The sequence below is a fragment of the Gordonibacter faecis genome (assembly GCF_030077735.1).
In the GTDB taxonomy this organism is placed as follows: domain Bacteria; phylum Actinomycetota; class Coriobacteriia; order Coriobacteriales; family Eggerthellaceae; genus Gordonibacter; species Gordonibacter faecis.
Genome location: NZ_JASJEU010000003.1, coordinates 98,093 through 118,166 on the forward strand (window position 1 = coordinate 98,093; position 20,074 = coordinate 118,166).

The 20,074-nt window shown below is 57.8% G+C and carries 20 protein-coding genes; 18 read left to right on the top strand and 2 right to left on the bottom strand.

Translation table 11 applies throughout. The features are described 5' to 3' along the window. Positions 1 to 4 precede the first annotated feature (4 nt). From QNJ86_RS00700 to hflX, 13 genes are all read left to right on the top strand, one after another. Complete coding sequence (locus tag QNJ86_RS00700; RefSeq protein WP_283830641.1) at positions 5 to 1,186, top strand: helix-turn-helix domain-containing protein; 1,182 nt, start codon at positions 5 to 7, stop codon at positions 1,184 to 1,186. A gap of 215 nt (positions 1,187 to 1,401) precedes the next feature. Continuing rightward, on the top strand, positions 1,402 to 1,899 hold the full coding sequence (locus QNJ86_RS00705; RefSeq protein WP_283830642.1) for a YajQ family cyclic di-GMP-binding protein: 498 nt from the start codon (positions 1,402 to 1,404) through the stop codon (positions 1,897 to 1,899). An 11-nt stretch (positions 1,900 to 1,910) separates the two neighbouring features. Continuing rightward, the gene (rimO, locus tag QNJ86_RS00710) at positions 1,911 to 3,236 is read left to right on the top strand and encodes a 30S ribosomal protein S12 methylthiotransferase RimO (protein ID WP_283830643.1); all 1,326 of its coding nucleotides are present in this window, start codon (positions 1,911 to 1,913) and stop codon (positions 3,234 to 3,236) included. Between the two features lie 8 nt (positions 3,237 to 3,244). Continuing rightward, positions 3,245 to 4,471 carry a CDP-diacylglycerol--glycerol-3-phosphate 3-phosphatidyltransferase gene (pgsA, locus tag QNJ86_RS00715; protein WP_283830644.1) on the top strand — a complete coding sequence of 409 codons (1,227 nt, stop codon included), beginning with the start codon at positions 3,245 to 3,247 and terminating at the stop codon, positions 4,469 to 4,471. 294 nt (positions 4,472 to 4,765) lie between these two features. Then, positions 4,766 to 5,824: a recombinase RecA gene (recA, locus tag QNJ86_RS00720; RefSeq protein WP_283830645.1), complete on the top strand. Its 1,059-nt coding sequence runs from the start codon at positions 4,766 to 4,768 to the stop codon at positions 5,822 to 5,824. A 1-nt stretch (position 5,825) separates the two neighbouring features. Next, positions 5,826 to 6,539 carry a regulatory protein RecX gene (locus tag QNJ86_RS00725; RefSeq protein ID WP_283830646.1) on the top strand — a complete coding sequence of 238 codons (714 nt, stop codon included), beginning with the start codon at positions 5,826 to 5,828 and terminating at the stop codon, positions 6,537 to 6,539. 201 nt (positions 6,540 to 6,740) lie between these two features. Then, entirely contained in the window at positions 6,741 to 7,658 is a 918-nt protein-coding gene (locus QNJ86_RS00730; RefSeq protein ID WP_283830647.1) for a hypothetical protein, read from the top strand. Between the two features lie 256 nt (positions 7,659 to 7,914). Further along, on the top strand, positions 7,915 to 9,447 hold the full coding sequence (gene rny / locus QNJ86_RS00735; RefSeq protein WP_283830648.1) for a ribonuclease Y: 1,533 nt from the start codon (positions 7,915 to 7,917) through the stop codon (positions 9,445 to 9,447). A 3-nt stretch (positions 9,448 to 9,450) separates the two neighbouring features. Next, a complete protein-coding gene (locus tag QNJ86_RS00740; protein ID WP_283830649.1) occupies positions 9,451 to 10,539 on the top strand; it encodes an ATP-binding protein in 1,089 nt (362 codons plus the stop codon). A gap of 172 nt (positions 10,540 to 10,711) precedes the next feature. Further along, positions 10,712 to 11,068 carry a stage V sporulation protein S gene (locus QNJ86_RS00745; protein WP_283830650.1) on the top strand — a complete coding sequence of 119 codons (357 nt, stop codon included), beginning with the start codon at positions 10,712 to 10,714 and terminating at the stop codon, positions 11,066 to 11,068. Positions 11,069 to 11,076: 8 nt separating this feature from the next. Beyond that, positions 11,077 to 12,441, top strand: a complete 1,365-nt coding sequence (gene miaB / locus QNJ86_RS00750; protein ID WP_283830651.1) for a tRNA (N6-isopentenyl adenosine(37)-C2)-methylthiotransferase MiaB — start codon at positions 11,077 to 11,079, stop codon at positions 12,439 to 12,441. Further along, positions 12,431 to 13,393 (top strand): tRNA (adenosine(37)-N6)-dimethylallyltransferase MiaA, encoded by a 963-nt coding sequence (gene miaA / locus QNJ86_RS00755; RefSeq protein WP_283830652.1) that lies wholly within the window; start codon positions 12,431 to 12,433, stop codon positions 13,391 to 13,393. Before miaB ends, miaA begins: the two co-directional genes overlap by 11 nt. Before the next feature lie 170 nt (positions 13,394 to 13,563). Next, entirely contained in the window at positions 13,564 to 14,877 is a 1,314-nt protein-coding gene (gene hflX / locus QNJ86_RS00760; RefSeq protein ID WP_283830653.1) for a GTPase HflX, read from the top strand. Between the two features lie 74 nt (positions 14,878 to 14,951). Here the strand turns inward: hflX and lexA are convergent, their stop codons facing one another. Then, complete coding sequence (gene lexA / locus QNJ86_RS00765; protein WP_283830654.1) at positions 14,952 to 15,590, bottom strand: transcriptional repressor LexA; 639 nt, start codon at positions 15,588 to 15,590, stop codon at positions 14,952 to 14,954. Positions 15,591 to 15,703: 113 nt separating this feature from the next. On the opposite strand from lexA, the gene QNJ86_RS00770 reads away from it, so the two are divergent. The 5 genes from QNJ86_RS00770 (at position 15,704) to QNJ86_RS00790 (ending at position 18,347) form a co-directional block, all read left to right on the top strand. Beyond that, on the top strand, positions 15,704 to 16,009 hold the full coding sequence (locus QNJ86_RS00770; RefSeq protein WP_283830655.1) for a hypothetical protein: 306 nt from the start codon (positions 15,704 to 15,706) through the stop codon (positions 16,007 to 16,009). A gap of 230 nt (positions 16,010 to 16,239) precedes the next feature. Then, a complete protein-coding gene (nrdR, locus tag QNJ86_RS00775; RefSeq protein WP_283830656.1) occupies positions 16,240 to 16,689 on the top strand; it encodes a transcriptional regulator NrdR in 450 nt (149 codons plus the stop codon). After that, positions 16,686 to 17,132 carry a dUTP diphosphatase gene (gene dut / locus QNJ86_RS00780; RefSeq protein ID WP_283830657.1) on the top strand — a complete coding sequence of 149 codons (447 nt, stop codon included), beginning with the start codon at positions 16,686 to 16,688 and terminating at the stop codon, positions 17,130 to 17,132. The genes nrdR and dut overlap by 4 nt, the downstream gene beginning before the upstream one ends. A 176-nt stretch (positions 17,133 to 17,308) precedes the next feature. Further along, the gene (locus tag QNJ86_RS00785; protein WP_283830658.1) at positions 17,309 to 17,743 is read left to right on the top strand and encodes a MerR family transcriptional regulator; all 435 of its coding nucleotides are present in this window, start codon (positions 17,309 to 17,311) and stop codon (positions 17,741 to 17,743) included. Positions 17,744 to 17,891: 148 nt separating this feature from the next. Continuing rightward, entirely contained in the window at positions 17,892 to 18,347 is a 456-nt protein-coding gene (locus tag QNJ86_RS00790) for a hypothetical protein (protein WP_283830659.1), read from the top strand. A gap of 372 nt (positions 18,348 to 18,719) precedes the next feature. Here the strand turns inward: QNJ86_RS00790 and QNJ86_RS00795 are convergent, their stop codons facing one another. Next, on the bottom strand, positions 18,720 to 20,045 hold the full coding sequence (locus QNJ86_RS00795) for a helix-turn-helix domain-containing protein (RefSeq protein WP_283830660.1): 1,326 nt from the start codon (positions 20,043 to 20,045) through the stop codon (positions 18,720 to 18,722). Between the last annotated feature and the right edge of the window lie 29 nt (positions 20,046 to 20,074).

Genomic DNA, 20,074 nt, shown 5'->3' on the forward strand with positions numbered 1-20,074 from the left:
CGACGTGGCACAGGTGACATTCGGAACGGTTTTGCGAGAAGCCCGCGAGCGTAAGGGTTACGACCTGTCCACGGCGGCGCGTCGCCTGCGCATCAGGCCTGATATTTTGCGCGCTATCGAAGAGGACGACTTCGCGCGCATGCCGCCGCGCGGCTACACGCGCAACATGGTGAACGCCTACGCGCGTCTTTTGGGGTTGAACCCCACCGAAATCACGCGCATGTATTTGGACGAAGCGTACGCCTATCAGGTGGGACGCGCCCGCTCGGACGTGCGTCCGACGGGATTTGATATGGGAGGCACCTCCCGCACGAAGCGCACGCGTGAGCGTCAGGCGCAGCCGGAAGAGTTCGAGGAACGCCCGGCGCGACAAAACGCGTTCGGCCGCACGCTCTATGACGACCGTACGTCGTTCACCCGCCCCGATTACGGGCGGTCGGGTGGTACGGGGGGCCGTCTGTATTCGGAGGATCGTACGCACACGAGCCGCCACACGGCGTTACCGAACGCGCAGTACACGAATTTCTACGCGGGGCCCAAGGCGCCGAGCCCGGTGCAGTCGAAGTTGCCGTTCATCATTGCGGGCGCGGTTATTCTGGTGGTGCTTGTTTTGGTGCTGATGCTGGTGTTTGGCAACAAGGGGGGCGGCCAGGAGGAAGACGTTCCCAAGATGCCTATTACGGGTATTACCGATACCACGCAGGGTGAAAATGGTGGCGATGGTCAGCAGCAACCCGTGACCCCGCCCGCGCCGACGGCACCGACGAAGGCAGTGTTTGAGTATGAGATTCCCTCGGATAATTCTTCCTATATCGAGATATACGAGAACGGAAGCGAATCTGCGAGCGTAGCGGAAACGATTAACGGACCTGCGAAGGCGAGTTTTGATGTGACGGAAGCAGGTACGCTGCTGTTTGTGACTTCAAATCCCGATGGAGTTAAAATCTCGGTTGATGGCGAGGCTGTTGAGCCCACTGAATCCAGTCAGCCTGGTGTGTACACGTACACCGTTGACTTCGCTGCCATTCTCGACCAGTGGAAGAAGGATCATCCGACCGCTTCCACGGGCTCGAACACGGGTGGCGCGGCAACAAACGCAGGTGCGAACGCAGCAAGTAATCCTGAGGATGGCGGTAGTTCCGGTGGAGCAGCCGACGCGGGCGACAACGGCGATGCTGATGCGTAACACGTGTCCTCTCTGGTAACCACATCATAAACGCACCCGGGCTATCCCGGGTGCTTCTGTGTTGTGGGAGCGCAGCGCGTGCCGTTCCCTTCGCGCTCTGTGGAACTCACCTGCAATCGCGCCTCCGAGCGGGCAAAATAAGGTATGCTTGGCGGAAACAAAAACACGGATCGTGCGCCAGACCAGGTGCGCACGCGGGGAAAGGAAGGCAAGTCATGGCGAAGGAATCAAGCTTCGACGTTGTGTCCACCGTTGACATGCAGGAGGTTGACAACGCGTTTCAGCAGGCCAAAAAGGAGCTTGTGCAGCGCTACGACCTGAAGGACTCGGGCGCGGAGATTTCGCTTGACAAAGCGGGCAAAACCATCACCGTGGCGGCGCCTGCCGAGTTCGTGGCCAAGCAGGTTATTGATGTGATTGCGACGAAACTCATCAAGCGCGGCATTGATTTGGCCGCCGTGAAGTGGGGTGACCCGCAGGCTGCCGCTGGTCAGAGCGTGCGCCAGACCGCAAGTATTGTGGAGGGCATCGACAAGGACACGGCGAGCCGCATCAACAAGGACATCAAGGGCACCAAGCTTAAGGTGAAGGTGCAGATTGAAGGCGACAAGCTGCGCGTGAGCTCGGCTTCGCGCGATACGTTGCAGGAGGTCATCGCCTTTTTGAAGGGCCAGGATTACGGCCAGCCGCTTCAATACGTCAACTACCGCTAAGGCCTGTGGGAATGAAACACGAGGTGCCCATTGCGCCCCAAGCGGTGGCGTTTGTAACGCTTGGCTGCGCGAAAAACGAGGTGGACACGGCCCACATGCGTGCTCGCGTGCAGGAGGCGGGCTACGCGGTGGTGGAGGATCCCGCGTGCGCTGATGCCGTGGTGGTCAACACCTGCTCGTTCATTCAGGCGGCCACCGAGGAAAGCATAGAGGCCGTACTGGAGGCTGCCGATCTGCCGCGCGTCGCGGCGGGGGAGGCGGCTCTCGTGGTGGCGGGCTGCATGCCCGCGCGCTACGGGGCCGACTTGGAGGCGGAACTTCCCGAGGCGCGTGCCTTCGTGCCGTGCGCGGGCGAAGAGGACATTGTGGCGGTGCTGACTGATGCCATTGGGCCTGCTGGTGGTGCGGAAGGCGCGGCGCAGGCGCAGGTGAGCGGCGCTGGCGCGCTTGAGCCCGCTGTACCTTTCGCCTACGTGAAGATTTCCGATGGCTGTGACCGCTTCTGCTCGTATTGCACCATTCCCTACATTCGCGGGCGGTACCACAGTTTCCCGCTTGCTGCTATTCGCGCTGAGGTGGCAACTCATGTGGCGGCGGGTATGCGCGAGATTGTGCTCATTGCCCAGGATACGGGGCGTTGGGGCACCGACTTTGACGAGCCTTCGACGCTTGCCGAGCTAGTGTCAGCGCTGGCTGAGGAATTTCCCACCACGTGGTTCCGCATCATGTACTTGCAGCCGGAGGGTGTGACCGACGAGTATTTGGATGCGCTGGCAATGCACGCAAATGTGTGCAACTACCTGGACATACCGCTGCAGCATGTAGATGCGGATATCCTGCGCGCCATGAACCGTACTGGCTCGCGCGCCGAATTCCAGGCGCTGATCGCGCGCATTCTTACGCGCGTGCCGGACGCGACGTTGCGCACGACGCTTATCGCCGGCTTCCCCGGTGAAACGGACGAGCAGTTTGAGGATATGTGCGACTTCGTGGAAGAAGGTCTGTTCGATTATGTGGGCGTGTTCGCCTACTCGCGTGAGGACGGTACGCGCGCCGCGGATTTGCCCAACCAGGTGGATGACGACGAAAAGGCCGACCGCGCTCAGCGTTTGCGCGACCTTGCCGATGCGGTGTGTACGCCGCGCGTGGCTGCCCGCATTGGCCGCGAGATGGACGTGCTAGTAGAAGGCGCGGAAGAGGATGGCCAGCTCTACGGGCGGGCGATGTGCCAGGCGCCCGAGGTGGACGGCGTGACGTATTTTGAGCGCGGACAGGTGGGAGAGATCGTGCGCGTGAAGATTGAGGACACGCTTCTGTACGAAATGGAAGGTGCGTGATCGGCCCCATGAGCACAACCGGACAGGTGGAACCAACCCCAACCGACAAGCTGTGGACGCCAGCGAACATCGTCACGCTTGTGCGCATCTGCCTCGTGCCGGTTTTCGTGGTGGCGCTCTTGAGCCCCTGGCCCCAGTGGTTCGGCCTGCCGCAGGTGGCGGACGACTCAAAGAGCCTCATTGCGGCAGGCATCTTCATTCTTATTTCGTGTACGGATTGGCTTGACGGCTACTTGGCGCGCAGTCGCGGCGAAGTGACGGACTTCGGCAAGTTTATGGACCCGCTCGCGGACAAGATTTTGGTAGCCGCGGCGCTGTTGGCGCTGGTGGAGCTGGGGTCGCTGCCAAGCTGGGTGGTGTTGGTCATTCTTGCGCGCGAGTTCATTGTCTCCGGCGTGCGCATGGTAGCAGCTAGTGAAGGGGTGGTTATCGCCGCCAGCTGGTATGGCAAGTTCAAGACCGTGTTCCAGATGATTGCCATCGTGCTCTTCTGTGTGAAGGATTCTTACATGGTGGGTAGCATTGGCGCGGCGTTCTCCGACTGGCTGTGGCTGTTGAGTTGGGCGGTTATGATTGTTGCGCTGGTGCTAACCATCGTGAGTATGCTGGATTACATCGCGAAGGCGCGCCATCTTATTGGATTTGGGCCGAAGGGTGGGAAGAAGGTTGCTGGAGGTTCCGCCTCGCCGGTGGCGGATGTGCAGGAGCATGGTGCTGCGGGCGTTGGTGTGAGTGAGGCTGACCCTGGTTTGGAGGGTCTTGCTGCTGAGGTTATTGCTGCTGCGCGCGCGGCTGGTGCGACCGTGGGCACGGCGGAGAGCTTGACGGGCGGCCTCATTGCGGGCGCGTTGACCGGGGTGCCGGGAAGCTCCGAGGTGGTGCGCGGCGGTGTGGTGAGTTACGTGAATGAGGTGAAGCACGGCCTTTTGGGGGTGCCGAGCCAGACGCTTGAATGTGAGGGAGCCGTGAGCGCCCAGACCGCGCGCGCCATGGCTGAAGGTGCGCGTCGCGATTTGGGGTGCGATATGGCTATCGCGGTGACGGGCATTGCGGGGCCGGGTGGCGCTGAGCCGGGCAAACCGGTGGGGACGGTGTGGGTCGGCTTTGCGGACGGTGCGCAGACAGAAGCGCAGTTGTATGAATTTTCCGGTGACCGTGCGCAGGTGCGTGCGCAGACGGTGTGCGTGGCACTTGAGCGCCTGCTGGCGGCATTTGAACCTGCAGAGCGCGCGTAAGATTCGACTGATCAGGTTTTTTGGGTGTTCTGCGTGGTATTCGTGCGTCGCGGCGTTGGACGTGCGCTTGATTCGCGCTTGAACTGCGTTGGATTTTTGTCGACGCGGGGACGGTTGCTGCGCCGGCTTTCGGTAAGGTTTTGGCGGCTCGGTGACGGTCTTTTTACGACTCCCCGGTAAGGTTGCGGCGCTATGCTTTTCTTGGCCCCCTCAAAGAGAGGGCTTGACAGACAAACAAATGTACGCATAATAGAATTATGACAAAAAAGCCGCTCAGTCGGGGGAAGAAGGACCATGAACGACGAAAAAGCGAAGATGCTCAAACTGACGACCGATCAGATTGAATCGAAGTTTGGGCAAGGCTCCATTATGAAGCTTGGCGAGGATGGCCATAATCTCAACATTGGTGTCATTCCTACCGGGTCGTTGCCGCTCGATGCGGCGCTGGGAATTGGCGGCGTGCCTCGCGGTCGTATCGTGGAGATATACGGCCCTGAATCGAGCGGCAAGACCACCCTTGCGTTGCAGATTCTTGCAGAGGCGCAGGCCATGGGCGGCATTGTAGCGTTTATCGACGCCGAGCATGCGCTCGACCCCGTGTACGCGGCGCGTTTGGGCGTTGATATTGATGAGGTGCTCATTTCGCAGCCTGATACCGGTGAGCAGGCACTTGAAATCTGCGACATGCTGGTGCGTTCGGGTGCTATTGATGCGGTGGTTGTCGACTCGGTAGCTGCATTGGTGCCCCGCGCTGAAATTGAGGGCGAAATCGGCGACACCACGGTGGGTTTGCAGGCGCGCCTTATGTCCCAGGCGCTTCGTAAGTTAGCTGGCTCTCTTTCGAAGTCGAACACCACGTGCATCTTCATCAACCAGCTGCGTGAGAAGATTGGTGTTATGTTCGGTAACCCGGAAACTACCACCGGTGGTCGCGCGCTGAAGTTCTTCTCAAGCGTGCGTATCGACATTCGCCGTATCGACTCCATCAAAAAGGACGGCGAGGTGGTGGGTAACCGCGTGCGCGCCAAGGTCGTAAAGAACAAGGTAGCGCCGCCCTTCCGTCAGGCCGAGTTCGATCTCATGTACGGCGAGGGTATTTCACGTGAAGGCTGCATCGTCGACATGGCAGTGGAGGCCGGCGTCGCCAAGAAGAGCGGTGCTTGGTACACCTACGGCGAAGAACGCCTCGGTCAGGGCCGTGAGGCGGCAAAGCAGACGCTTAAGGAAAACCCCGATCTGCGCGAAGAGATAGAGCTTAAGGTGCGTGAGGCTTTTGAGATTCCCGTGGTGACGCGTACGGCAGATGAAGCGGACGCGATGAACCCGGTGGCCAAGCCCACGAAGAAGAAGTAGCATGCCCGAAAGCGCCGAGGAAGTCCGCGCCCGTCTCCGCGCACGCATTGCTGCCATTGAGGCGGGCAACGGTGTGCCTGATGGGCCCGAAGTCGACCGTTGCTATGGTGGGGCGTCAAGCCAGGAAGGGGAGCGTCCCACCCGCGTCGGCGTGGTGTCGCGCAGTGCCTCTTCGGTGCGTGTGAAGGGCAACGTGCGCGGCAGTGCGGAATGTGATGCGCTTGATGAGGGTGACGCTTCTTGCTCGGTTGATGTTGCCGAGGAAGCCGAGCGGGCGTTTCGCAAGATAGAGCGGCTTGCGGCGATGCGCGAGCAGGCGAGCACCCTTTTGCGCACGCGCCTTGTCCGTGAAGGCTTCTCGGCTGATGCTGTCGAGCAAGCGCTCGTGCGAGCGCTTGCCTGTGGGCTGGTTGACGATGTGCGTTACGCCGAAGTGCTTGTGCGCAGCCGTGTGTCGCAAGGTTGCGGTGCACAGGGTATAGCCGCTGAACTGGACGGCTTGGGAATTGATATCGCGTGCGTACCCGGCTGGCCCGATGAATTCCCGGTTGAGCACGACGATGAAGTTGCGCGCGCCCTCGCCTTACTTGAACGTAAACCGCCACGCGCAAAAAATCGCCGTGACGCTGCCTACCGCCGTCTCGCCCAAAAAGGCTTCGGTGCTTCGGTGGCTTCCACTGCGGCCCGTTTGTGGAGTGAATCGCTCGAAGAGTAACCGGTATACTAAATCACCCCACACTATCGTTTTGTTGACAGGAGTGCGTCACCGGACGACGTGGACATCGTGAGTACTGCCTTTGAGATAGCGTATCCCTTGGTTAGTGTGCGCAACTGAGGGAGGCCCATGGAAACTGAGAATTTTGCTAAAGGTGTCGAGCGGCTTATCGACCCCGTCACGGTGGGCTCAATACATTTCTTGCAGCAGTTCGCGGGTCTTCTTCCGCGTTCTGTTCAGCGTGCGGTGCTCGAACAGTCGTCACGTACGTCGCCTTATATGGGCTTTGTCGTTGAACCCTACGCCTTCTTCGTCTTTTCAGAAGTGATTGACGAGAAGCGTGCGTCAGAACTTTTGCCCACCGGGTTTCGGCTCGCGCGGGCGCGCGTGTTTGAGGGGGATACCCCTGTACCTCTTGCCTGTGCGAGTTATTTTCGGGTACATACCAGTGCGTTCTGGGGTGCGCGTGCCGAGTTCTATCTGATTGCTGAAAATGAACGAACAGGACTTCTCAGCTGGATCATTGTCGATTATCTCAGCGATACCATAAGCTACGATCGCACTCATGCGCTGCGCGGCCCCTCCTCGCATCACGCTGTCGTCACGATGGCAGCGGATGGGCGGGTACTTGTGGATATGACGGGGGAGCAGGGTGCGCACTCGGCGTTCTCCGCCTCCCTTGCGGGTGCGCAGGAGCGAACGCTTGACGAGCGCCTTTGGATTGAAGGGAATCTTTCGGTGGGATACGGCAAGGAACTCTCAGCCAATCACGCCGATGTGTTTTCGCTCACATTTCCTCCTGAAACTATGGCTCGTGCTCTTGAGGTTCCCCTAGACAACCTGAATCTCGAAGCAGCAACGTGGCATGCAGATATCATTGCGCCGAAGCCGACACGTCTGGTGTGCTTTCCGTACGCGCAGCATCTACTTTCCGATAGCCCAGGGCAGGCAAGTCGCCACACCTCAAAAACTGCACTCGCACACGCCGCCAATTCGGTGAACTTTGATGCACTGAGGACATTTTCTGTGGGCTCTGTGCGGACCGGCATGCTGGTATCAACTGCGCTTTCTGCGGGGCTGGTGGTAGCCTTAGGGCTGGTCCTTGCGAAGAAGCGCTGATCAGCCGCCGACCGTCTACGGCTCCGTTTTCCGATTATTTCTTGTCGGGGCTTTTACAAATCAATCACAAGACGTATCATGTGGTATAGCTTGAGTGATACGTACCCGATAGGGTATTTCATATAGACAATCCCATATGATTGACCGTATTGCGTGCTCTTCGCTCATGCCCGGTTCCCTGGAACCGGCTTTTTTGATGAACCTGAAAAGTTTTACTACACTGAACAACCGAAACGAACAACGAAAGGGGGAGCGTATGCCCGAATTCATCTGGCTGTTTGTTGGCCTGGTCATCGGCATCGCCCTCGGCTTCGTGGCAGCTCGCTTCATGGTCAACGCTTCAACGAAGCGCGCGGCCCAAGAGGCAGAGAGCCTGGTAGCTGATGCGAAACGACAAGCTGAGACGCTGCGCCGTGAGGCTATTGTCGAAGCTAAGGACGAAGTGCTGAAACTCAAGCAGGAGGCACAAGCCGAGAATAAAGAGCGGCTGCGCGAGGTGCGTGCCGCCGAAAACCGTGTGTCCCAGCGCGAGGAATCGCTCGACCGCCGCGTGGAATCACTTGATGCGCGCGAGCATCAGATCTCTTCGGTGCAGGGTCAACTTGACCGTCGCGAACGTGATCTGGAAGAGGCCGCTCGTGAAGTGGATCGGCGCTTGGAGCGCGTCGCTGGCATGACACCGGAAGAGGCGAAGGCGGAGTTGCTCGACACCTTGCGCGATCAAGTCGTGCACGAGTCTGCCGCCATCATCCGCGACTCGGAGGCTCGCACGAAGGCTGAGGCTGACAAAAAGGCTCGTTCCATCTTGAGTCTGGCTATTCAGCGTGTGGCTGCTGACCACTCGGCCGAAAACACGGTGAGCACTATTCATATTCCCTCGGATGACCTCAAGGGCCGCATTATTGGCCGCGAGGGTCGCAACATTCGCTCGTTTGAGCAACTCACCGGCACGAATCTCATCATCGACGACACCCCGGAGTGCGTGACCATTTCGTGCTTCGACCCGGTGCGCCGCGAGATTGGCCGCGTGACTATGGAAAACCTTGTTGCTGACGGACGTATTCATCCGGCACGCATCGAAGAAATGTTTGGCAAGGCTGAGGCATTTGTGAACCAGCGCGTGCAGGAGGCGGGCGAACAGGCCGCTTTCGACACCGGCATTCACGACCTTCACCCTGAGTTGGTGCGTACGCTGGGTCGTCTGCGTTACCGCACCTCCTACGGCCAAAATGTATTGAACCACTCCCTTGAGGTGGCTTACCTCTCGGGTGTTATGGCGGCGGAGTTGGGCCTCGATCCCATCCCAGCCAAGCGCGCGGGTCTTCTGCACGACCTGGGCAAGGCTGTTGACCACGAGGTTGAGGGCAGCCACGCCGTTATCGGCGCCGATCTTGCGCGTCGTTTCGGTGAGAAGGCCGACATCGTTCACGCCATTGAGGCGCACCACAATGACGTGGAGCCCTCCAGCGTGTTGGCCGTGCTCGTGCAAGCGGCAGACGCGGTATCTGCGGCGCGTCCCGGCGCCCGCAAGGAAACGCTCGATGCCTACATCAAGCGCCTCGAGAAGCTGGAAGAAATTGCGAACTCCTACAAGGGCGTGGAGCGTACGTACGCCATTCAGGCTGGTCGCGAGGTGCGTGTTATGGTAGAGCCTGAGGTGGTCGACGAGGCTGCCACAACGGTGCTCGCCCACGACATTGCGCATCGCATCGAAAACGAGATGCAGTACCCCGGCCAGGTGAAGGTCGTGGTTATCCGTGAGAGCCGCGCGGTCGGCATCGCGAAGTAACTCATGTCCGACGACGCGTTAGAAGCCTTCGTCGGCAGTGTCTGTGGCGACAGCCATCTCCGGGTCGAAGCTGACCTTGGGGATGGCTTCGTCCGTTTAAGGAGTGCCGAGGCCGAGCGCCGCCAGGCCGCGCACGACATCCGCTCCACCGAAGACGTGGTCATTGAAATGCTGCGCAACGCGCGCGATGCTCACGCGAGTAGTATCTTTACTGCGGTTTCGCGCGAAGGCACGCGACGGCGCATCATCATGGTAGATGATGGCGACGGTGTTCCGCCCGCGTTGCATGAGCGTATCTTTGAGCCACGCGTCACCTCGAAGCTTGACTCCGTTCACATCGACAAATGGGGTGTGCACGGCCGCGGTATGGCGCTCTATTCCATCGCTGTGAACGCCACCTCCGCCCGTATTGCAGCATCTGACGTGGGGGAGGGAGCGGCCTTCGTTGTGGAGACCGATCTATCGCAGCTCGGTGAGAAAACCGACCAGTCAAGTTTCCCTACGTTTGAGCGCACGGCGGAAGGTACGGTGTCGGTGCGCGGCCCCAAAAACATTCTGCGCACGGTGTGCGAATTCGCGCTTGAGCATCGCCGTGACTGTACGGTCTACCTGGGCTCTCCCACCGACATCGTGGCCACGTTGTATGCCTTTGGCCTCTCGTCGCTGACGGCTGCGGCCCGTGCGTTTGCTGACGTGGAAGAGACACCCGTATGCAAACGCTGCGCACTCGCCGCCGACCCGGCCGAACTTGCGGCTATCGCTGGCGGGCTGGGCCTTGAATTGTCGGAACGATCGGCGCGCCGCGTTCTCGATGGTGAGATTGCGCCCGTCCGTCCTCTACTTGAGCGCATTCGTATTGAAGGCCTCGAATCTGAACACCCTCACGTCGCGCCTGTGCCGCGCTCCCGCACCTCGTCCGACGCGCGCGGCCTCAAGATAGCACCTGACGACGTGGAAGATTTTTCCGCACGCGTGGCGGCGGCCTACCAAGATCTTGCGCGGCGCTACTATCTGGAGCCCACTGTGCACCCTGAGGTTCGGGTGGGTAAAGACCGCATCACTATTGCCATCTCGGTGACCAAACTTTCCTAACAGCTTACCGCCGCCTTTAGCACAGCCTTGCCGAGCAGGGAGTATCCGCCTTGCGCACCCTACCTTTAATGGTTAGAATAACGGGTGATCGAAAAGTCGCGCCGTGGCGCCACGAAGCATATCGATCGGTTGGAAACGCACAAGGAATCGGACTACTCGACGAAGGATATGCATGGTCTCACCTGAGCACAAGCCAATGGATGGTTGCCTAAAGGTTTCATCGAAGTCTTCACCTGCTTCCGTGGCTGGCGCTATTGCTGGTATGGTGAAGGACGGCGTGAGCGTGGAGATACAGGCCGTGGGCGCCGGAGCGGTGAACCAAGCGGTCAAGGCTATTGCCATTTCGCGCGGGTTCCTTTCTCCCGTTGGCATTGAAATTTCCTGCATTCCCTCGTTCGCCGACATTGTTATTGACGGTGAATACCGCACAGCCATCCGCTTTGCGGTTGAACCCCGCTATACCCGTGGTGTTGCTGCTGCCCTCCAAGAGGCCGAATCGCACCCGGCTGTAACCGATCCCGCACTCTGAGGACACTCATGAATCATACCCCCTTTACGAACCTTGCGTTCTGTGTTCGCACGTTCGGATGCCAGATGAACAAGCATGACTCAGAACGCGTTGCCGGCATGCTGGAAGGCTTAGGCGCCCTGCCGGTGGAGGCTATCGAGGACGCCGACATCGTTGTGTTTATGACGTGCTGTGTGCGCGAAGCTGCTGATACGCGCCTGTATGGCCAGGTGGCATCCTTGAAGAACGTGCCGCTGCGCGCGGGTACCCCGCTTTCGAAGCGCATCGTGGCCGTGGGCGGGTGCATCGGCCAGCGCGACGGCGAGAAATTGGCGGAGGAATTGCCGCACCTCGACGTGGTATTTGGCACCCATAACCTCGGTTCACTTCCGCGCCTGTTGCAGGCGGCGATAGAAGAGGGCGGGCATCAGGTGGAAGTGCTTGACGCATCCTCGTCGTTCCCCACGGAATTACCCACCGCGCGCGAGAATGAATGGGCTGCGTGGCTTCCCATCACCATTGGCTGCAACAACTTTTGCTCGTACTGCATCGTGCCGTATGTGCGCGGCCGCGAGAAGTCGCGCCCGCTGGAGGATATTGTGGCCGAGGCCGAGCGCTATGTCGCGTCCGGCGTGAAGGAAATCACGTTGCTGGGACAGAACGTGAACTCCTACGGCCGCGATTTGTACGGCGCTCCGCGGTTCGCGCAGGTACTCGACGCGCTGGATGCCACGGGTGTGGAGCGGCTGCGCTTCGCAACGAGCCACCCCAAGGACCTCACTGACGAGGTGATTGGTAAGTTCGCCACACTGCGTTCGCTCATGCCCGCCCTGCATCTGCCGGTACAGTCGGGCTCCGATGCGGTACTCGCCGCCATGAATCGCCGTTACACGCGGGAACACTACCTTGGTCTGGTGCGAAAGGTGCGCGAGACGTGCCCAACTATTGCACTCTCAACCGATATCATTGTTGGCTTCCCCGGTGAGACGGCGAAGGACTTTGAAGATACGTTTCGCCTAGTGGATGAAGTGGGCTACCATCAGGTGTTCACGTTCATCTACTCCAAGCGCGAAGGGACGCCGGCGGCCACGATGGAGGACGCCACGCCGCGCGAAGTCATTCAGGAGCGCTTCGACCGGCTGGTGGATCTCGTGCAGGCGCGGGCCTTTGAGGCCAACCAGGCCGACCTTGGTTCGGTAGTGGACGTGTTGGTGGAAGGCGCGTCAAAGCGCGATGCAGGCCTTTTGGCCGGTAAGAGTCCGAAAAATCAAACAGTGCACGCGCCGCTGCCCGCAGGCGCAACGGCTGATGAGCTGACGGGCAGTATCGTTCGTGTGCGCGTTGATGAGGCCAAGACGTGGTATCTGGCTGGTGAGGTTGTGGATGGTCGCTGAGTCTGAAGTGCTCGCCTTACACGCGCCAGTGGTGTGCGTGGTTGGCCCGACTGCGTCCGGCAAAACGGACCTTGCGCAAAAGCTGGCAGGTGTTCTCAATGGCGAAGTGGTAAGCGCGGACTCCATGCAAATATATCGCGGGATGGATATTGGCACCGGTAAGCTGCCTGTCTCTGAGCGCCTAGTGCCACATCATGGCTTTGATCTGGTGGATCCTGGCGAGCCGTTTTCAGCCGCTCTTTTCCAGACGTTTGCGCGCACGTGCTTTCGCGACATTGACGCGCGTGGCCATCGTGCGGTGCTCTGTGGTGGCACCGGTTTCTACGTGCGCGCCGCGCTTGATGGCTACGACTTTCCCAAGGGTGAGCAGGTGAACAATCCCGTGCGTGAGCACTATATGCGTATTGCCGAAGTTGAGGGCGCGGAGGCGCTGTGGCGGCTGCTTGATGAGCGCGATGCGGCCAGCGCGGCGCTCATTCCCCCTGCGGATGTGAAGCGGGTGGTGCGTGCCTTTGAGCTTTTGGAAGACGGGACAACGTACGCAAAGCAGCGTGCAAAGCTGGCGTCGATTCCTCAAGTGGTGCCTGCGGTGTTCGTGGGCTTGGCTGTTGAACCGGATGTCTTACGTGCGCGCATTGATGCGCGGGTGGATGCCATGGTTGAGGCGGGGCTCGTTGATGAGGTGCGCGGGCTGCTTGCGCAGGGCTTCCATGAAGGGGTGACGGCGCCTCAAGCCATTGGGTATAAGGAAATTGTTGAAGCATTTGAAGGGAAGTGCTCACTCGAAGAGGCTATCGAGCGCATCAAAGTGGCTACCCATCGCTATGCGAAGCGTCAGCGCACGTGGTTTCGCAAGGATAAGCGCATCCACTGGATTGATGCTACTGAAGGTGTGGCCGATTCACTTGCTGAGGAAGCACTTGCCCTAATAAAGGCGCAGGGCGCTGCTTGATATTCAGGGACTTTCGTTTCCTGGTGGTTTACGCCGTACAGGGCGGCTGTGCTATCATAGGAAATGCCTGAGCACAGGTGATATATTGATAATCGGACAGGAGCATGTATGCAGCCACGCTAATCGTTTCTCATATCGAACGTTCACTTACTATGGGAAAGGATAGCCCCATGTCCGAATTTGAATCCGTTATTGTGCGGGGAATGACTTCCGTTTCTGAACAGCGCCGCGAGCGCGCCGTCCTGGTGGGCGTGGAGCGCCCCGGAACGTCGTGGCCGTTGGCTTCGTCGCTTGCCGAGCTTGAGCGCCTTGTCGATACAGCGGGGGCCGACGTGGTGGCGGTGACCTCGCAAAAGCTTGATTCTCCCAACCCGAAGACCTTTGTTGGTACCGGCAAAGCCGAAGAAGTGGCCGAATTAGCTCGCGCACATGCCGCCGACCTGGTGGTATTCGACGATGAACTCACGCCGTCCCAGCAGGCTAACTTGGAAAAAGTAGTGGGACGCGACGTTAAGGTCATCGACCGTACGGCGCTCATTTTGGATATTTTTGCCTTGCATGCCACCAGTAAAGAGGGTCGCTTGCAGGTGCGGCTCGCCCAAAATGAGTATCTGCTGCCGCGCTTGCGTGGCATGTGGGCTCACCTGGCCTCGAACCGCATGGGTGGCGGCGTGGGCTCCCGCTTCGGTGAAGGCGAAAGCCAGCTTGAGGTGGACCGTCGTATGGTGCGCAAACGCATTACCTCCATCAAACGCGAGCTGGCGCATCTTGCCGACGTACGTAAAATTCAGCGCGAGAGTCGCTACGCCAGCGGCATGTTTAAGGTGGCCTTGGCGGGCTACACGAACGCAGGCAAATCAAGCCTGCTTAACCGGTTGACCGGTGCTGGCGTGCTCAGCTATGACCAGCTGTTTGCCACGCTCGACTCCACCACGCGCAAGTTTGAACTGCCGGAAGGTCGCGAGATCACCGTTACCGACACGGTTGGCTTCATTCAGAAATTGCCGACGACGCTGGTGGAGGCATTCAAATCCACACTTGACGAGATCACGGGTGCAGACCTGGTGCTGCACGTGGTGGATGCTTCCTCAGACGAGCGCGAAGCACAAATTGAAGCGGTTGAGGATGTGCTCGGCCAGATTGGCGCGCATGATGTCGACAGGGTTGAGGTATTCAACAAGTGTGACCTGCTGGATGAAGAGGAACAAGCGGCGCTCAGGTCGCGACACCCGCAGGCGGTGCTTGTATCTGCGGAGACAGGGCAGGGGATTGACGAACTGGTCGCCCGCATTGCCCGTGTCGCTTCGGTGCGCGATGCGCACTTGGATATTGTTCTGCCTTACAGCAGGGGAGACCTGGTATCGCTTGCGCATGAACGCTGCCATATTGTGAGCGAGGAACATCGCGAGGACGGAACCCATCTCGTTATGCTGGCGGCGCCATCCTATGCCGGCCTGTTTCGCCCGTTTTCGATAGAAGCGTAAATCCCCTGAATACGTACCTACTACCGCCCCTTAGAGTAACTCTAAGGGGCGGTAGTGCTCTTCAAAGTCAGGAGTTACAGCCTCCGAAACACGGCGACCACTTTACCTGCAATGGAACAATCGGTCGTAATGATGGGATCCATCGTTGAATTCTCAGGCTGCAAACGAATATGGTCGCTTTCCTTGTAGAAGCGCTTCACGGTGGCACCGTCGTCGATGATGGCTACAACGATGTCGCCATTGTTCGCCACAGGCTGCTCTTTCACCACCACGTAGTCACCGTCGTTAATGCCGGCCTCAATCATGGACTCGCCGCGCACCGACAGAAGGAAGGACGGGGCATCGCCAACGATGTCGGTGGGCAGCGTAAGGGTGTCGGTGATGTTTTCTTCAGCGAGGATGGGTGAACCTGCAGCCACATTACCAACGAGCGGCACGTTCACCACCTTGCCAAAGGTTGGCTGGATCACGTTCGATGCGCCCTCCGCAGCATCAAGAGGGTAAGTGAGTGCAATGGAGCGCGACTTGAGCGGGTCACGCTTGATGAGCCCCTTGTCTTCAAGCGCCTTCAGGTGCACATGAACCGTGGAGGGGGAGGAAAGACCCAAACTTTGGCAGACCTCACGTACCGTGGGGCCGTAGCCCTTTTCTCGAATGCATTCCTCGATGCAGTCGAGCACTGCCTGCTGCCGCTTCGTCACTTTACCGGCCATGCTCTGTCCTTTCCTCGGCGAACAAATGTTTTAAATTTGTATTGACATGAACTTTTGTTCGTCCTATTATATATGCGAACAAAGGTTCTACGCAAGAGCTAGGAGGCAGAAAGATGAAGAATTTTGAAACGCGGTGTCCGATTGATGGCACGTCAGCCCTGCTCCCGCAGCTCGACGCGGTGTCTCAAGCTGCTACTATCATAGAGTTCCCGGGACAGGTGAGGCAGTACACTTCCGCATCGAATCTTTCTTCGCAAAGTGCGGTTCGCGAATATGTTCGCGAAAAAGGGGTTGTTCTTACGTTGCGTGACGGAAGCCTCGCCGGCTGTTCGTATCATCGTATGAAGTCGTGGCAAGCTGCTCTTGCTGGCTGCGCGTTCACGCTTTTTTCTTTGGTAAGTATACTCGCTGGCCTCTAGTGGCCTCTTTCCTTTACCCACAGATTGCTGCGTTTCTGTGGCTGCAGGGTGCTCCTGTCCACCCCAGGAGCACCCGCTTTCTCTTTTGAATAACTTGTAAGCGCTCATCGCAAAGAACGAAGTCATTTTGTCACGGGTGGGGGCGGTTTTTTTGAAGGGATCGGCGATGTCGATTGAAGCACAATATCTGGTATGTTAGGCTGTGCGGAAATCGAGTAAAAGGAGCCGTTATGCGCTGCCCTTCCTGCGGAAACATTGAATCAAAGGTAGTGGATTCTCGCCCTTCTGAAGATGGTACCGCCATCCGCCGCCGTCGTGAGTGCCTCGACTGCGGACGCCGTTTCACTACCTATGAGCGGCTGGGCGACAACCCTCTTATTGTCATCAAAACTGACGGTTCTTCGGAAGCCTACGATCGTCAGAAACTTATGCGCGGCTTGCTTACCGCCTGCGCGAAGCGCCCCATATCTCCTGAGCAGATAGCATCACTTATCGACAGTATTGAGACAGAACTACGCAATGCCTCGCGCAATGAAATTCGGTCGAAGGAGCTTGGCGACATGGCACTTGCGCGTCTCGCGAAGCTTGACGATGTGGCTTACGTGCGCTTTGCAAGCGTCTACAAAGATTTCCAAAACGTCGAGGAATTTGCTTCCGCTCTTGAAGGATTGCGCTTATGACGAATCTTGCCATTCCGCTCACACAACTTGATCCTGAACTGCCTGTTCCTGTGTGTGCGTACCCAGGGGATGCGGGAGTGGATCTGCGTGCAACTTGTGACGTTGAACTTGCTCCCTTCGAGCGTGCGCTGGTGCCCTCTGGTATAGCGGTGGCGCTGCCTGCTGGGTATGCTGGCTTCGTGGTGCCACGCAGTGGGCTCGCCATTAAGCACGGGGTGTCAGTGGTTAACGCTCCTGGTCTCATTGATAGCAACTATCGCGGTGAGATAAAGGTGGTGCTCATTAATCTTGATTCGCACACTCCGTTTTCGGTGCGTCGCGGCGATCGTATTGCTCAGCTGGTCATCATGCGCGTGGAAGAGGCCACGTTCAATCCCTGCGAAGAACTTCCTTCATCTGAGCGGGGAGAGGGTGGTTTCGGCAGCAGTGGTGTTGCTTCATAAGGAATGGTAGCATCTTTCTGTTACCACTCTTATCTTGTTGTCTGTGTGTCGTTCGATTTCTATTGGAGCAGAATCCCCTCCTTACGTATTGCTTAGAGTTACTCTAACCTAAAACGACAGGACTATGGGGGATTGCTGATGAGGACAAACGCTCGTCCAGAATAAAGGAGGATGTAGTGCAGCAAGACAACCAGAGCGAGGCGGCAGCTGCGCTGTATCCGTCAACCGTGCCGTGTCTCGGTATTGCCGAGGTTTCCGACCGCACCGGCATTTCGGCTTTCACTATTCGGTATTACGACAAATGCGGATTCTTCCCGAACCTCGCGCGCGATCAGCGCGGCGTCAGAACGTTTTCGCAGGCAGATGTGGCTCAGCTCCAGTTTGTTGATGCGCTTCGCAAAAGCGGTCTTTCGATAGAAGGTATCCAGTATTACGTGAAGTTGCAGCGCCGCGGCCAACGGACGCGTGCTGAGAGGTTAGAAATTCTGCGCGCGCAAGAAACAGTGTTAGAGTATCAACGTGCAGAACTCGATGAAAGTCTGCGCCGACTCCATGCCGCTACCATGGATTTGGAGTCGGAGGAAGTTGCTGAGGCTCGTGAGATGGTATAGTTCCCTCGTGGGCGATTGGAAACCTTTCATTTTCATGGGTTAGGAGTCGTCCGAAGGCAACATAGGGCCTTAGAACGGCTCTCAGAGCCTCGTTTATAAAACCGCAGGTCAAAAGGCCTGTTTTGAGAGAGATTGGACCTAACACCGTATGAGCGAGCATAATGGCCTGCCACAACCGCCTCAGGCGCCCATTTCGCCTGAGCCACCACGACATAATTCAAACACCCCGCAGCCGAACAAGCAAGACATGCATGAACTCAAAACCGCGCAAAACCTTATTTTGGTTTCAAGTCTTGCCGCCGCTGTGTCGCTGCTTATTGGTGGCGTCTTTTTGAGTGGCGCGGGCTTTATATGCGGTTTCATCGCGCTCAGAAAACTCAACGAACTCACTAAGAAGTCAGGTGCCATACGTACTGCAGCAGTAAACCTTAAACGTTCCTGCTACATAGCACTCGTATTTTGCGCAGTCGCGTTTGTCCTCATGGCGGTCTATGCCTATCTCGCAACTCCCGTGATCCTCGAAGCCCTCGAATCAGGAGAATACGGCGACCTCTTCAACGGATCCACTTCCGAACCCGCCCAAAACACCTCCGCCTGGGGCTAAGCACTCCCCTCAGCCAAAATCAAAATTATTGATAACATATCTTATGTAAAGTTAGAACAATCGAAAGCCTTTTCTTTTATTGGGTCAGTTGAAAAAACAATGTCCATGAAATATGGATTTGAGCAGGTGTTTTTCCTTTACTCTTTCAAACTCTAGGTAAAGGAACGCATTTTCGTTTCCTTAACTCATTCAACAATCTCTGCTCGCCTTTAAAATGTGAAGAAGCACCGTATAAGAACGCACCTGTTTAAAGCCCTGTATCTGCTATTGAAAGACTTATCGCAACGGCTGTGCCGCAAGGCAACACGATTTTGTGGTCTTCCCACGGTTAAAACCCGTCTGGGCCGTATGCTCCTCAGTTCGAGCGCACCGCTACCGCTGCAGAATGTGCTCGATTAATTTCGGTTTCATAACGACTTCGTCGGGTGGTATGAGCTCTATGCCGTACCCAACGAGAAGGTTCTCTGGGAGCACTTTGATTGCCCTTGACAGCGGCGAATCGAAATTGAGTTCCGGCTTCAGGTACGAGTTCATGTGCGATGCGATGAGTGGCATGTCGCGTTTCTCAAACTTCAAGAGCGAGGTGCCTTTTCTCACGATCCTCCTGAGTTCTGCGTGCTCGCGCTCACACGACCCCTTTTGGTCGGACCTGAGCGCATCACAGTAGTAGACGCTACAGCGCTTCTTCCCATCCCTGTCGAGCTCGAGCTTGGAGGAATCAAGGAAGGAGCTGCCGCGATCAGTGAGAACGATCTCGAATACATCATCGAAATCGTCATCGAGCAAATCCTGCAGCATCCAGAACACCTCCTGGACGTGCTCCTGGTCCTCCGCTTCGATGTAGAATGGCAATTGGAAGATCATCGACGGCCAGGTGAACGTTAGGATAGCCGGGCGTTCGCCCTTCTTCCCCTTAACGCAGTCCATCTGTACGGCTTTCGCACGTTTTTCGTCGGGCAACTCCTTGAAGTCCGAGTAGAGTCGACCCTCCATGTCGCCCCGCACATCCGCGTCGCCATGCCCCTTCGCCTTCTTGCGCGGCTTAAAGCGGACCGCCTTCGGGAGGTCCAGGGGGATGAGCTCCGTAGCGCCGATATGGGTGTAGTTGTAGTAGGTTCGCCATGTGACAGGAAGCTCGTCGCCATGAGTCGCCCAGACGTGCTCGTAGCTTTGCCCTTGGTCCTTAACAAGGACGGTCACCAACTCGTTCATCTTGGCAAGCTCCTCCGGCGTGATGTCGATGCCCTGCCGGGCCTCCGAACGGCGCTTGCGTGTTAACTCTTCGGCGATATGCGGGTCGTAGAAATGGTACTCGTGTACACAGCCGTACCCGAAGCGCTGGTGGCAGGTGTTGCAACAGTAAGGGGGCTTCTCAAGCAGCGGACACGGTTCCGGCTCGTAGTCAGGGCACATCTCGTTGCATGACACCTTTGTGCACTTGCTGCACGACGCGATGCAGCCTCCCTCGCAAAGTGAGGTCACCGTGCACCTCCCCGCTTTCTTGCAGAGGTTACGCCCCTTCTGGCTCAAGAACATCGGGCTCTCACTCACGACGTTGCGCTTGATTTCGTTGATTACCGTCTTGGTGGACACACCGACTTTCCGTGCCATGGCTGACATGGAATCCTTCATTTCGATCCGCTGATAGATGAGCACTCTGTCGGCGGCGTTCAGTTTGGAATTCTTCTTGGTAGGCATTCATCTCCTCCTTTTCTGCCAAAACGAAT